This is a genomic window from Polyangiaceae bacterium, from assembly GCA_016715885.1.
Lineage (GTDB): Bacteria > Myxococcota_A > Polyangia > Polyangiales > Polyangiaceae > Polyangium.
Map to the genome: position 1 here is coordinate 1 of JADJXL010000022.1, position 13,218 is coordinate 13,218.

The window sequence follows — 13,218 nt, forward strand, 5'->3', positions numbered from 1 at the left end:
ACTTCACGACGCGGTCGCCCGTGACGAGCGATGCCGTCGCCAAAATCGACGCCCGTCAGGCTGTCCGGAGACCGATGCAATGAGCACATATCCGTCGCCCGCCGTGAAGGCCGGCCATTTCCGTGTCGTCGTAGGTACGCACCAACGAAGGCGCGTCCATTTGCGTAAGTGTGGATGGAATCGGAGCGCCGTGATACCAATGCACCGTGGCGACGATATCCGAATATCGTGCACGTGCACGCAAGTACGTGATCTGCGTTGTCCGCGTCGTTCAGGGGCCGCATCCTCGACGACGCTCGCAGCGCCGATGCATCGAAGGTGAACCACCAGGGTTGCGCCCTGCGAAGGACCCGAACCGGCATCCAACCATTGAGGTCGATGGGTATCTTGGTCCGCTGCCGGACGACGCCATCGTTTGCGAGCGGCGTGATCAGTTCGATGTCGTGATGCTGTCGACGGTGGGCGAAAGAATGGTGGCCCATTCGAAAGGAGCGTTCGGTGTGGCGACGGCAGCGCACACTTCGTCGTCGCAAACGTGGCTCGAGCATTCCTGTCTTCCGGATGTGCACGGCGCGCCGGCATTGGATTGGCAGTTGCCTTGTCCATCCCCTCGGCGGCACGCCGACGGGTGACGAATTCGAATCGCCTTGCCCATTGACCACGTTCGAGCAGGTTTCCGAGCCGGTCCGTTGCACGCCATGCACGTTCCGGTGCATGCCGTATCGCAACCAGACGCGTCGACGCAGAAACCGGACGAGCATTCGCGCTGGTCGCAAGTACGATCCATTGTCGACCATCGTGCAAGCGGCTGCGCCGCTGCACGTACCGCTGCCGCCGCATTCATCGTCGGGATCGGTTCCCGCCATGATCACGCCGCATTGACCATTGATGCCGCCACCCTTCTTGGCAGCCGAACATGCTCTGCATGTCTCCGTACACGCGCCGCCGCAGCAATATCCATCCACGCAATACCCGGACAAACATTGCGCTCGCGTCACATACGACGCCGTTGTAGCTTTGGCACGTGCCCGTTCCGCTGCACGCACCGGCCGCGCATTCATTGTCGGGATCCTTGCTCGCTGCAATGGGACCACACGTCCCGTCGGAACCTTGGCTCTTCTTTGTCGCCGTGCAAGCCTCGCACGTTCCCGAGCACGCCGTATGCGCACAGACGTTGTCGACTCAATTCCCCGACGCGCATTGCGGATCCCGCGCTGCGCAGCTTATTTTTCGAGGCCCACGGGCGCCGTGCCACCCTGCCCGCTCCGGCGCCTGCTCGCCGGTGCATTCGTCGTCGGGATCGGTTCCCGCCGAAATCGGTCCACATTACCCGTTGACGCCGCCTCCCTTTTTGGCAGCCGAACACGCCTACAGCTTCCCGTGCAAGCGTTGCCGCAACAATATCCGTCGGCGCAATACCCCGACAAACAGTCGCCCGCCGAACTGCAAACCGCGCCGTTGTACCCTTGGCGTCCCCGATCCATGGACACCCACGCAAAAGATTCGTTATCGGGGTCCTTGTTCGCCAACGATCGGACCGCACGTCCCATCGGCCCCTTGGGACTTCTTCGCCGCCGTGCACGCCTCGCATGTTCCCGTGCAAGCAGCGTCGCAACAGACGCCGTCGGCGCAATTCCCGGACGAACATTGCGCGCCCATCGAGCACGCGGCGCCATTGCCGAGCCCCGCCATCACGCATGCGCCCGCGCCGTTGCATTCGCCGCCCGTGCATTCGTCATCCGGATCGGTCCCCGATGCAATTGCCCCGCATTGCCCGTTGAATCCACCTCCCCGTTTCGCAGCCGAACATGCCCGACACGTCTCCGAGCACGGAGCGCCGCAGCAATACCCATCCGCGCAATTGCCCGACAAGCAATCCGTCGTCTCGCCGCACGTCGCGCCGTTGTACTTTTTGCAGCTCCCGGTACCATCGCACGAGCCGGATGCGCATTCGTTGTCAGGATCCCCGTAGAGCGCAATCGGGCCGCACGTTCCGTCGTCGCCTTGACCTTTTTTCGCCGCCGTACACGCCTCGCACGTCCCGCTGCACGCACTGTCACAGCACACGCCATCGACGCAAAACCCGCTCGCGCATTCCGCGCCCGTGCTGCACGTTTGCGCATTGCTCGGTGGAGGAAGCACCGACTCTGCAGATGCTTTTTCCGCGCACCCCCGGCCCGGCAACTTCATCGGGTCCCCAAGGCACCGCCTCTTCGCTCACGGTATCCGTACTGCGAACACTGCCGCTCGTTCCGCCAGCACCTTCCGTGCTGCCCTGGTCTTCGGCGCCGCATCCGGTCGCGGCGGTCATGAGTGCCAAACAAAGGACGCCAAGTGATCCTCGGGTGGGCCCAAAAGGCACCCGGTGCCAAGTCGAATTCATTGTCGTGTGCCCTTTCTTCGTGGCGCAACCGTGCTAGCGCCCCAGTTTTCGAAATGCGCGCATCCGCGGCTTCTGCGTAGGATGTTATCAAACCACTGCTTGGTCTTCAATTGATTGATGTTCCCCCGCGCGCACTTCTCGCTATCTTGCTCGCGCCGAGCGCACGCGCGGCAAGAGGAGTGCGACGAGATGGCGGAAGAGATGCAGAACGAGCTGGTCGAAGAGCCTCCCAGGGTGGAACCTCCAGCAGACCTAGGCCGGACGACGAACCGTCGAGGTGCCCTCAAGGCGCTCGCTGCCGCGTCGGGAGCGATTTATGCCGGCGCGCTCATCGTGCCCGTCACCCGCATGCTCGCCCCCTCCTCCAACGGCGAAGCGGGAAAGGCTCGATGGATCCGTGTCGGACGCCTCGCAGACGTCAAGCCCGACGAACCCAAACGCGTCGTCGTGATCGCTGACGAACGCGATGCGTACACCATCACGCGCGATCAACTCCTCGGCTCGCTCTGGCTCGTTCGCAAGGGCGATCAAGTCACCGCGCTCAGCGCGGTTTGCCCTCACCTCGGTTGCTCCATCGACCTCAACGCAGACAAGCAAAGCTACGCATGTCCGTGTCACGTCTCCAAGTTCTCGCTCGCCGGTGAAGCCCTCTCGGGCCCGTCACCTCGCGCGATGGATCCGCTCCAAGTACGCGTCGTGGACGGGTTTGTCGAAGTTGATTTCCGACGCTTTCGGCAAGGCATCCCCACGAAGGAGGAAGTCGGGTGAAACTCGGCGATTGGATTGACGAACGCACGGGCTACCGACAGCTCGTGAAAAGCTTCGTGGAAGCGACCGTGCCTGGAGGCGCTCGTTTCGCTTACGCGTGGGGCACGGCCCTCGGCCTGATGCTCGTGGTCGTCGCCGTCACCGGCGTGCTTCTCTCCACGGTGTATGCGCCGAGTGCCACGACGGCGTGGGCCAGCGTTGCATACATCCAGCAAAAGGTGCCCGCCGGCTGGATCGTCCGCGGCCTGCATCAGTTCGGTGCGCAAGCGCTCATCGTCCTCGGCGCCGTGCATCTCGTGCACGCCATCGTCCGAGGCGCGTACCGAAGGCCGCGCGAATTCACCTATTGGCTCGGCCTTTTGCTCTTCGGCCTCATCGTCGCCTTCGCGCTCACGGGCAACCCCTTGCGCTGGGATCAACGCGGATTCTGGGCGCTGCGCGTCGAAACCGGCATCATGGGCACCGTGCCCGTCGTCGGCACCATCATGCAAGAAGCGCTTCTCGGCGGCAGTTTGCCCGGGAACCTCACCCTCACGCGCCTCTACGCCGCGCACGCCATCGTCTTGCCGCTCGTGACGGGCCTGCTCTTCGCCATGCACGTCATGATCTCGCGAAAGCACGGCCCGGCGCTCGAAACGCCCGCGGATGCGGTCAAAGTCGAACGATATTTTCCATCGCAAGCTGCACGTGATCTCGTCGTCGCGCTGCTCGTCCTTGCCGTCGTCTTCGTTCTCACGTGGAAGCATCACGGCGCGCCGCTCGACGCTCCGGCCGACCCGACGAGCGATTATCCGGCGCGTCCCGAATGGTACTTCCTCGCGCTCTACGAAATGCGCAAGCCGTTTCCGGGACGCCTCGAGCTCATCGCGACGGTCGTGCTTCCATTTCTCGTCGTCGGGTATCTCCTTTTGCTTCCGCTCTTCGACAAGAAGGCCGATCGAGGTGTCATGAAGCGCCTCCCGGTGCTCGTTCCGGTGGCGCTTTTTGGCATTGGCGCGGGCGTTCTCACGGGCGCGTCGATTAGACACGACGCGGCGGATCCCGAATTCGTCAAGGCCGTTGCAAAAGCCGAGACACACGCCAAGAAATCGCTTGCGATTGCATTCGAGGGGGTACCTCCCGAGGGTGCATTGGCGATGATGCGCAATCATCCTGAAACGCGGCGCGTGTGGCTATACGAGCAGCATTGTGCGAGCTGTCATCGCATGGGCGAAATGGGACCTCCGGCCGGCGAGGACACGGCGCCGGACCTCACCGGGTTTGGCTCGGCGTCATGGGCTACGCGAGTGCTCATGGAGCCGGATCACGATTCGATGTTCGGCAAGACGGCATTCAAAGGCATGATGCCGAGCATGACGACGCCGCCTGACGACCCTGAAATGGCCAAGGAATTCTCGCCCATGAAGCAGGAGGACTTGAATGCCATCGTGGAATTCTTGGCGGCGCAAGCCGAGGGTGAGGGCGCGGGAATGCCGGGTGAAAAACTCGTGCGACAGCGGTGCACGGGTTGTCATCGATTCGATGGGAAAACCGACGACGAAGAATCGCTTGCACCGGAGCTTCGAGGTTGGGGATCTGTGGCGTGGATATTGGCGCAGATTGACAATCCTGGCAGTGGCAAGACGTATCCCAAGGGCGCGATGGATCCGAAGCTCGAGGGCCACATGCCGGCATTTGCGGAAAAACTGAGCGACGCCGATCGCAAGCTATTGGCGTCGTTCGTGCAAATGCAGGCGAAGAATAAAGTGAAGTAACTCTGCTCCGCAGATTTCCCCGCCCGCCGTATTGCTTCGAATCAATCCATGTGCTCGATGCTTTCGGGCACGTTCACCCAGCCATGTTTTCGAGCCTCATATACGGAGAACGTGGGCGCTGGGAAGTCCGGATCCGCAAAGGCACCCACCGGCACCGCAATGACATCGGGCATATCGGCGATATCGTAAAACACGGTCGATCCGCATGTAGGGCAGAACCGAAACGTGACCGTCCCGCCGGAATCACCGATACGGACGAAGCTCGTAGCGACGCCTTCGATTTTCACTTTGTCGGCTGGCCAGCGCGCTTGTTGCCCGAAGGGGCTTCCCGTTCGTCGCTGGCACGCGAGACAGTGGCACATCGATACGCGGATCGGGTCGCCGTCGCATGTGACCCGTAGCTGCCCGCAACTGCATTGGGCGTGTCGTGAACGTATGGTTGGTTTCATCTGCGGCTTGTGAGTACCTCGAGGATGTGAGCGAGCTTGGTGCGTACTGTAGGCACGTTGTTCGCGTTGTGAAAAGCACGAAGTTGCGCGTGCTCGACGATTTTCCGGGCCTCGCGCAGGTCGGATCAGCGCATTCGAGGGGTCACGGGGACGTGGGATCGACGTTGCGTCTTCGGTTTGCGCCTCACGACGGCGTGGTCGCGCGAGGATGACTGGCGCGACGGGGTCGCAGAGGCGTGGCCTGCGAGTGCGCTTGGAGGTGGCTCGCTACGGGACGTCGTGAGGTGCCTCGGCTGGCTGGGCGGGGCGGTTCATGGCGTCGTGAGGTGGTCGATGGATGCGGCGCGGGCGGCTCACGAAGGTGCGGCTGGTGCGGCGCATGCTGGGAAAACCGCGCCACGAGCAAGGGAATGCGTGCGCGAGCGGAGGGAGGCGATTGCACGAGGGTGTGGGGTGGGTGACATAGCGGCAATCATGCCGCTTCGGGCAAGATGTACTTGATCGGCCGTACGGGCGGCACGGTCGAGGCCGCTTTAGCGAGCTCGGTGTCTGCCTCGGCGCGCAAGGCATCGAGCTTGGCCGCCGCTTCTGGAGAGACCCCCTCCGCCAGATAGAGATCCACGAGCCAGAGGGCGCGGAGGGGATCGGCCGCGCTCAGTGCGGCAGTGACCGCTCCCAGGCGCGCGATTTCGCCTTCTAGGTCATGCGCCGACGTCAAGTCGGCGATCGACTCTTCGATGCGCCCGACCTCTCGGAAGGCTTCCCGCGCCTCGTCCGAGCCCGCTGCAAGACGCTCCGCACGGAGGATCGCCTCGGTCACACGAACGTTCAGCTCATTCAGTTCCATCGCTGCTCCAAAAGAGTGCCTTCGGTTCGACGAAGCGTACCACGCACGCCGCCCGCGCGGTTCCCTTCGGCCAAGAGGCCCCTTGCGCTTGGGTGACCTTCCGTTTGTACAGCATTTCGAGGTCGCCTTCGTCCGTACCGCCGACCTCGACGATGACGTTTTGGCCACCGCTCCCTATCAACCAATCGGCCCCTTCCGAAAGCCGAGATTGGAGCCGCCGCTTCACCTTCCACCCACCGCGCCTCCCGGTCAATGCGAGCGCGAGAGCTTCCGCGCCCTCCTCCGTGACCCTATTGAAGTCTTCCATTTGGGCGAGCTGCAGCGGAATTTCTTTCCACTTCAGGGCCTCACGAAGATCTTTGCCGCGCATGGTCCCCGAGAGATTTATGCCCGATTGATGACGGCGCTCCAATGCAATCACCGCACGAAACTGGACCGCAGGTCGGTGTATGCGGCGCGGGCGGCTCGCGGTGCTGCGGATGGTGCTGTGCGGGCCGGGAGTGCCGCGCCACGAGCAAGGGAGTGCGCGAGCAAAAGAAGGGAGGCGATTTCACGAGGGTGGGGGGTGGGGAGGGCGCTGATCGGAGGTGGCTCAGTGAGGGTAGCGCGCCCGTAGGGCAGCGAAGGGAAAGCGACGGGAACCTTGTGCACTGTCCCATACGTGTGGGCTTCCTTGGTTCGTTCTGCTGGTGTATTGCTCACGCGGCTTGGCAAATGTGGACGGTTTGTCTGGAGCAGTAGACAGCCAAAGCCCTAACGGTTTCGACGAGTCACGTCACGCGCACGCTGTCAAGAGGCGAATATGTCGTCGCAGAAAAATTTGATGCTGCCGATCATGGTGTTTGCGGTTCTCGCCGGTGCTGGCGGTTGCGAGCTGATCACTCGTGTGGATCGGTCCCAGATCGACGAGTTGTACCAAGGAGCCGGTGCGAGTGCTGGCGCGGGTGGTGCCGACGGCGGCAGTGGCGGCATGGGTGGCGGCGGCACTGGCGGCATGGGTGGCGGCGGCACTGGCGGCACTGGCGGCAGTGGCGGCATGGGTGGCGGCGGCACCGGCGGCGGTGGCGGCATGGGTGGCGGTGGTGGCGGCGGTGGTGGTGGCGGCAATGGTTGCGTGCCCACGGACGACATGAACGATTGCACGGACGACGTGTGCAACATGGATGGCACGACGGCGCATCTGCCCAAGTCGGTCGGCGAGCCGTGCTCGAGCGATGGAACCGTTTGCAATGGCGTTGGTCAATGCGTTCAGTGCCTCGTATCTGCTGATTGTCCCGGCACGGATGATGCGTGTGGACAGCGCACCTGTATCGACGGTGCTTGCGGGATGGATTTCACGGCATCCGATACGCCGCTTTCGACGCAAAACGCCGGCGATTGCAAGGTTGTCGTTTGTGATGGCAATGGCGGCACCGCGAGCAAAGACGACAACGCCGACGTCCCCGACGACAGCAACGCCTGCACAACCGACGCGTGCGTCATGGGCACGCCATCCAATACGAATCTCCCGCAAGGCAGCGACTGCACTCCATCGGGGGGCGCCGATCCTCTCGTATGCAATGGCATGGGTCAATGCGTGGGATGCAATGTTCCCGCCAATTGTCCCGGAGTGGACGACGAATGCGGGACGCGAACATGCCTCGCCGGCGTGTGCGGCATGGACTTCACGGCGGCCGATACGCCGGTTTCGATGCAGAGCGCGGGCGATTGCAAGGTCATCGTGTGCGACGGTAGCGGCGGCACGACGAGCAAAGACGACAATACCGACGTTTCAGACGACAACAATGCCTGCACGGCCGACGTATGCATTGCGGGTATCCCGTCGCATTCGAACCTTCCGCAAGGCACCCAATGCGCAGCGCCTGGCGGAGGCGATCCATTCGTGTGCAACGGGATGGGTCAATGCGTGGAATGCAATGCTCCCGCGGATTGTCCGGGAACGGACGACGAGTGCAAGACGCGGACATGTCTCGCCAGCACGTGCGGCGTCGATTTCACGGGTGCCAATACGCCGGTTTCCATCCAGATGCCAAACGATTGCCTCGTGCGCGTATGCGACGGCGCGGGCAATGATGTCGATATCCCCGACGATACGGACGTGCCGGTCGATGACGGAGAGACGTGCACGTACGAGGCGTGCGCGGGAGGCATGCCAATACATCCGAACGTCGCCGATGGAACATCGTGCAGTGACGGCGAAGAGTGCACGATGGCCGATACGTGCATGATGGGCGCGTGCCAGCCCGGCACGCTCATCGTGTGTCAACCTCCGGATCAATGCCACGAGCCTGGGATTTGCAATGCGATGTTGGGAGCGTGCACGTACGCGGCCAAGATCGATGGTTTTGCATGCGACGACGGCAATGGCTGTACCTTGATCGATCAATGCACGGCTGGCGTTTGTACCGGCACACCGGCTCCGGATGGCACAACGTGCATGTTGGGCGGCGTGATGGGGGCGTGTCAATCGGGCATGTGCAGCACGTGCGGCAATGGCGTCGTCGATCCACCGGAGGAATGTGATGACCTCAATGCCGTGAGTGGTGATGGTTGCAATGCATGCATCATCGAATTGACGTGCTCAGCCGGAGAATCGCGCGTCGTCGTCCTGAACAACAATCCATTGCCGATCCCCGACGTCGGTCCTTTCATGTACAGTCCGGCCGTCATCAATGCTACGGGCGGCGTGACCAAAGCAATCGTCGTCGTACATTCGTTGACACACGAATATGCGGCCGACATCGACATGTTCTTGAGGTCCCCGCACGGATTGTATCGCGAGCTTTCGACGGACAATGGGTTCGTTGGCAACAACTACACGCGTACGACGATCGACGATGCCGCGGCCATATCCATTACGGACATCACGGCGCCGTTTACGGGCAAGTATCGGCCCGAGCAATCCATGGCGACGCTTGGAGCGGGTCTTGATTTCCTGCATCTGAATGCGTCTGGTTTTTGGTATCTGCAATTGCAAGACGACGCATCGGGCTTCGAAGGCATGCTGAATGCGTGGAGCCTCGCGCTGTGCGTGAACCCTGCGTCGTATTGCGGCGACGGCGTCGTCGATGCCGACGAAGAATGCGACGACGGCAATACGAACGGTGGCGATTTGTGCAGCAACCTATGCCGCCTCAACGACGGCTGCGGCGACGGCAATTTCGACCTCGGCGAAGAGTGCGACGATGACAACTTGGTATCGGGAGACGGTTGTTCCTCGGCATGCCAAGTGGAGGTTACCTGCGCGGCGGGTGAGACTCCGGTCATCGTGACGAACGACATGACCGCCGCCGTTCCGGATGACAATGCATACCATGCCTTCCCGGTCAATGTGTCGACGCCCGGCGCCGTCGCGAAAGTCGTGGCGGTCATTGGCAGCATCGCGCACACGAACGTTCAGGAGCTCGACATTCAGCTTCAATCACCCACTGGCTTCATTCGCACATTGTCGAGCAACAATGGCGACACGGGCGACGATTACGCATCGACGTTTTTCGATGACGACGCCGCGACATACGTCACTGCGGGAAGCGCGCCATTTCGTGGGTACTTCAAGCCCGAACAAACGTTGTCGACGACCGGTGACGCCAACTTCCGTGGGAAAAATGCCAAGGGCACGTGGAATCTCCGGATACGCGACGTGCAAACGACCAATTTCGCCGTCTTCAATTCTTGGACCATGGCGCTTTGTTTGAGCCATGGCGAATATTGCGGTAATGGGGTGATCGAAGCGGGCGAGGAGTGCGATGATGCCAATACGAACGACGGCGACGCGTGCAGCAACCTGTGCTCGATGAACGACGGTTGCGGCGACAATAACTTCGATGCGGGCGAAGAATGTGACGACGACAATATCGTGTCGGGTGACGGTTGCTCGGCAACGTGTCAGGTCGAAATCACCTGCGATGCAGGGCAGATGCCGGTCAAGGTCACGAATGGAACGGCAGCGACCATCAATGGCTCGTCCACGTTGAACCAGTTTCCCGTGAACGTGGCCGCCGCGGGCGCCGTGAAAAAGGCCATCGCGGTCATTGGCAACGTGCCCGACGTGCGCAACGACCGCATCACGATCGACCTGCTGTCGCCCATTGGAACGAAGAGGCATTTGTCGAGCGCCAATGGTGGAACCTCCATCGGTGGTTATACATCGACGTTTTTCGACGATTCGGCCGCAGTGCCCATTACGAGCAGCACACATCCCATGAAGGGACGCTACCAGCCGGAGGAGTCGATATCGACGACGGTGGGCACGGATTTCAGCAACGAAAACCCGCTGGGCACGTGGAACCTGCAAATCAAGCTCACGGGGTCCGCGGCCGGAACGCTCCAAAGCTGGACGCTGGGCATGTGCCTGGATACCGTCACCTATTGCGGCAACGGAACGCTCGATCCGGGCGAGCAATGCGACGACGGCAATTACAACAACAACGATCTGTGCAGCAATGCCTGCAAGAATCTGGGATGCGGCGATGGCCTATACGACGTCGGCGAGCAGTGCGACGATGGAAATACGGTGTCGGGTGACGGGTGTTCGTCTACCTGTACGCTGGAAATGGATTGCGCCCCTGGTCAGACGGAAGTCACGGCATTGTTCGAAACGCCGACACCGATTCCCGTGGGTGGCAGCGTTTATCACGATTATCCCGTGAACGTGGCGCCGACGGGTGGAGTCAAGAAGGTCAAGGTCGCGCTTGGCTTCATCGACAAATCCGCGACGAAGGACCTCGATCTCCGATTGCAATCTCCTTTCGGGACGATCCGCAACCTCTCCATGCGCAATTCCGGCACGAACAGCACGGTAGGGTACGATTACTTGTCGACGATCTTCGATGAAGCGGCGACGTTTTCCATTGCCTCGGCCCCATATCCGTTCAGCGGCACGTTCCGGCCCGAGCATTCACTGTCCACGATTCAAGGGAAAGACTTTCTCGAAGAAGCAGCCAGTGGCACGTGGAATCTCCAGGCGCGGATCCAACTCGTGAGCTCCTCTTCGGGAACGGTGTATAGCTGGACCCTGGGGCTTTGCGTCGATACCGTCACGTATTGCGGCAATGGCACCGTGGATTCGGGCGAGGAATGCGACGACGGAAACATCACGAACAACGATGGATGTTCGGACATCTGCGGCTTGGAAACCGGTTGCGGCAACGGAACCATCGACGCGGGAGAAGAGTGCGACGATGATGGCTTTCTATCGGGCGACGGTTGTTCACCGACGTGTCAGGTTGAAATCGACTGTGCGCCAGGACAAACCCGGGTGGTCGTTGCGGATTTGTCGCCGTCGCCGATCATCGACAACACCACCACGTATACGTCGGTCAACATGCCGACGGACGGCGCCGTCAAGAAGGTCGTCGTCACCCTGGGCAAGATCAGCCATGCGAGCGTTGGGCAACTGTTGATCAACCTCCGATCTCCGGCGAATACGATTCGTTGGTTATCTACGTTGAATGGTGGCACTGGCGATGATTACATAGCGACGGTTTTCGATTCCAATGCAACGATGCCCGTCACCGCCGTTGGTGCGCCATTCACGGGCGTCTTCCGACCGGAATACACGTTGACGCAATACGAGGGAACCGATTTCCTGAATCAGAATGCGCTTGGTTCATGGAGCCTCGGAGTGGCCGATAACACGACCGGAACGTCGGGCACGGTCGAACGCTGGAGCTTGGCGTTGTGTTTGGACACCGTCGTATTTTGCGGCAATGGGGTCGTCGATCCCGGCGAAGAGTGCGACGACGCCAATACGAACGATGCCGACGCGTGCACGCGCTTCTGCACCGCCAACGAAGGGTGCGGTGACGGAAACATCGACCCCGGCGAACAATGTGACGACAGCAATGGTGCAGTGGGTAATGATTGTTCGCAGACGTGCGAAGTTGCAATCACGTGCGGCGCTGGAGAGACGTCGATCGCCGTGACGAATGAAACGCCGACGTCGATCCCCGACAATAACTTGACATTCACGAGCTTGCCCGTGAACGTGGCGACGACGGGCAAAGTGCGAAAGGTGATTGCCACGATTGGCGGCATCAACCACACGGCAGATGCCGACTTGGACATTCAGCTACGTTCACCGAGCGGCACGGTGCGCATCTTGTCCGATGACAATGGTGGCACCGGCGACAATTACAACACGACGATTTTCGACGACTCGGCAGGTGGAATGGTCGTCAATGCGAGTGCGCCATTCAGATCGAAGTACCGTCCCGAGCAATCGTTGTCGACGACACCCGGGACCGATTTCCTGAGCGAGCCTGCCGCTGGAGAATGGGCGCTCGAGGTGCGAGACGACGCGGCAACCAATGTCGGCACGTTCCTGAGCTGGACCCTCACGATGTGCGTTGCGACCGAGTGCGGAGATGGCAATCTGGGGCTCGGCGAAGAATGCGATGACGGCAATATGGTCGACAACGACCTTTGCTCCAACGGTTGTCAGCTCAATGGGGGCTGTGGCAATGGCAAGGTCGATGTCGGCGAAGCATGCGACGACGACAACTTGGTATCGGGTGACGGCTGTTCCCCGACGTGCGACGTCGAATTGACATGCGCCCCTGGACAAACGTCGATCATGGTTGCAAACGACACGCCGTTCGCCATGCCCGATGCGAATACGTTCGTCGATGCGCCCGTGAGCATTCCGACGGCGGGCGCCGTGAAGAAAGTCGTTGCGGTCGTCGGAGGCATCACGCATCCGAATGCGGCGGACGTGGACATCCAATTGCAATCGCCCATCGGCACGACACGCGGCCTGTCCAATGACCGAGGTGGCACGGACGACAATTACAGATCGACGATCTTCGACGACTCGGCAACGACGGGCATTGCGTTTGCCACGGCGCCATTCTCCGGAAGATACCGGCCCGAGCAGACGATGTCGACGACTGCGGGAACGGATTTTGCCCATCAAAACGCATTGGGCATCTGGAACTTGAAGGTCAGGGACGACGCCGTGGGTTTCCTCGGTACGTATGAAAGCTGGCGTTTGCTCATGTGCCTCGATACCGTCACGTA

8 protein-coding genes and 10 pseudogenes are annotated in these 13,218 nt (G+C 61.3%); 14 read left to right on the top strand and 4 right to left on the bottom strand.

What is annotated here, in order from left to right:
• The first annotated feature begins 206 nt into the window (after window positions 1-206).
• Both IPM54_32205 and IPM54_32210 read left to right on the top strand, forming a co-directional pair.
• Window positions 207-632 carry a hypothetical protein gene (locus IPM54_32205; protein MBK9264451.1) on the top strand — a complete coding sequence of 142 codons (426 nt, stop codon included), beginning with the start codon at window positions 207-209 and terminating at the stop codon, window positions 630-632.
• Window positions 633-714: 82 nt separating this feature from the next.
• A complete protein-coding gene (locus IPM54_32210; GenBank protein ID MBK9264452.1) occupies window positions 715-882 on the top strand; it encodes a hypothetical protein in 168 nt (55 codons plus the stop codon).
• 624 nt (window positions 883-1,506) lie between these two features.
• On the opposite strand, the gene IPM54_32215 is transcribed toward IPM54_32210, so the two are convergent.
• Window positions 1,507-2,190 (bottom strand): hypothetical protein, encoded by a 684-nt coding sequence (locus tag IPM54_32215; protein MBK9264453.1) that lies wholly within the window; start codon window positions 2,188-2,190, stop codon window positions 1,507-1,509.
• Between the two features lie 394 nt (window positions 2,191-2,584).
• Here IPM54_32215 and IPM54_32220 point away from each other — a divergent pair, with 394 nt between their 5' ends.
• Together IPM54_32220 and IPM54_32225 are read left to right on the top strand one after the other, a co-directional pair.
• On the top strand, window positions 2,585-3,151 hold the full coding sequence (locus tag IPM54_32220) for a Rieske 2Fe-2S domain-containing protein (protein MBK9264454.1): 567 nt from the start codon (window positions 2,585-2,587) through the stop codon (window positions 3,149-3,151).
• Window positions 3,148-4,905 (top strand): cytochrome b N-terminal domain-containing protein, encoded by a 1,758-nt coding sequence (locus tag IPM54_32225; protein MBK9264455.1) that lies wholly within the window; start codon window positions 3,148-3,150, stop codon window positions 4,903-4,905. Before IPM54_32220 ends, IPM54_32225 begins: the two co-directional genes overlap by 4 nt.
• 41 nt (window positions 4,906-4,946) lie before the next feature.
• Here the strand turns inward: IPM54_32225 and IPM54_32230 are convergent, their stop codons facing one another.
• From IPM54_32230 to IPM54_32240, 3 genes are all read right to left on the bottom strand, one after another.
• Window positions 4,947-5,342: a GFA family protein gene (locus tag IPM54_32230; protein ID MBK9264456.1), complete on the bottom strand. Its 396-nt coding sequence runs from the start codon at window positions 5,340-5,342 to the stop codon at window positions 4,947-4,949.
• Between the two features lie 484 nt (window positions 5,343-5,826).
• A complete protein-coding gene (locus IPM54_32235; protein MBK9264457.1) occupies window positions 5,827-6,201 on the bottom strand; it encodes a hypothetical protein in 375 nt (124 codons plus the stop codon).
• Window positions 6,188-6,571: a hypothetical protein gene (locus tag IPM54_32240; GenBank protein MBK9264458.1), complete on the bottom strand. Its 384-nt coding sequence runs from the start codon at window positions 6,569-6,571 to the stop codon at window positions 6,188-6,190. Before IPM54_32240 ends, IPM54_32235 begins: the two co-directional genes overlap by 14 nt.
• A 600-nt stretch (window positions 6,572-7,171) precedes the next feature.
• Between IPM54_32240 and IPM54_32245 the strand changes: the two are divergent.
• From IPM54_32245 to IPM54_32290, 10 pseudogenes are all read left to right on the top strand, one after another.
• A pseudogene (locus IPM54_32245) lies at window positions 7,172-8,785 on the top strand (hypothetical protein).
• A 66-nt stretch (window positions 8,786-8,851) separates the two neighbouring features.
• Window positions 8,852-9,439, top strand: a pseudogene (locus tag IPM54_32250) (DUF4215 domain-containing protein).
• Between the two features lie 42 nt (window positions 9,440-9,481).
• A pseudogene (locus IPM54_32255) lies at window positions 9,482-9,886 on the top strand (proprotein convertase P-domain-containing protein).
• A 108-nt stretch (window positions 9,887-9,994) separates the two neighbouring features.
• Window positions 9,995-10,654 (top strand): annotated as a pseudogene (locus IPM54_32260) (DUF4215 domain-containing protein).
• Window positions 10,634-10,756: pseudogene (locus IPM54_32265) on the top strand (DUF4215 domain-containing protein). Before IPM54_32260 ends, IPM54_32265 begins: the two co-directional pseudogenes overlap by 21 nt.
• Window positions 10,754-11,431 (top strand): annotated as a pseudogene (locus tag IPM54_32270) (DUF4215 domain-containing protein). The pseudogenes IPM54_32265 and IPM54_32270 overlap by 3 nt, the downstream one beginning before the upstream one ends.
• Window positions 11,432-11,524: 93 nt before the next feature.
• Window positions 11,525-11,878, top strand: a pseudogene (locus tag IPM54_32275) (proprotein convertase P-domain-containing protein).
• 135 nt (window positions 11,879-12,013) lie between these two features.
• Window positions 12,014-12,541: pseudogene (locus tag IPM54_32280) on the top strand (proprotein convertase P-domain-containing protein).
• Window positions 12,542-12,745, top strand: a pseudogene (locus IPM54_32285) (DUF4215 domain-containing protein).
• A 30-nt stretch (window positions 12,746-12,775) separates the two neighbouring features.
• A pseudogene (locus IPM54_32290) lies at window positions 12,776-13,192 on the top strand (proprotein convertase P-domain-containing protein).
• Window positions 13,193-13,218 lie beyond the last annotated feature (26 nt).

What these genes read in the sequence shown, in the direction of transcription:
- IPM54_32210 (MBK9264452.1), top strand. Translation starts at nt 715, where the DNA reads ATGCCGTATCGCAACCAGACGCGTCGACGCAGAAACCGGACGAGCATT.
- IPM54_32215 (MBK9264453.1), bottom strand. Translation starts at nt 2,190, where the DNA reads ATGAAGTTGCCGGGCCGGGGGTGCGCGGAAAAAGCATCTGCAGAGTCG.
- IPM54_32220 (MBK9264454.1), top strand. Translation starts at nt 2,585, where the DNA reads ATGCAGAACGAGCTGGTCGAAGAGCCTCCCAGGGTGGAACCTCCAGCA.
- IPM54_32235 (MBK9264457.1), bottom strand. Translation starts at nt 6,201, where the DNA reads ATGGAACTGAATGAGCTGAACGTTCGTGTGACCGAGGCGATCCTCCGT.
- IPM54_32240 (MBK9264458.1), bottom strand. Translation starts at nt 6,571, where the DNA reads ATGCGCGGCAAAGATCTTCGTGAGGCCCTGAAGTGGAAAGAAATTCCG.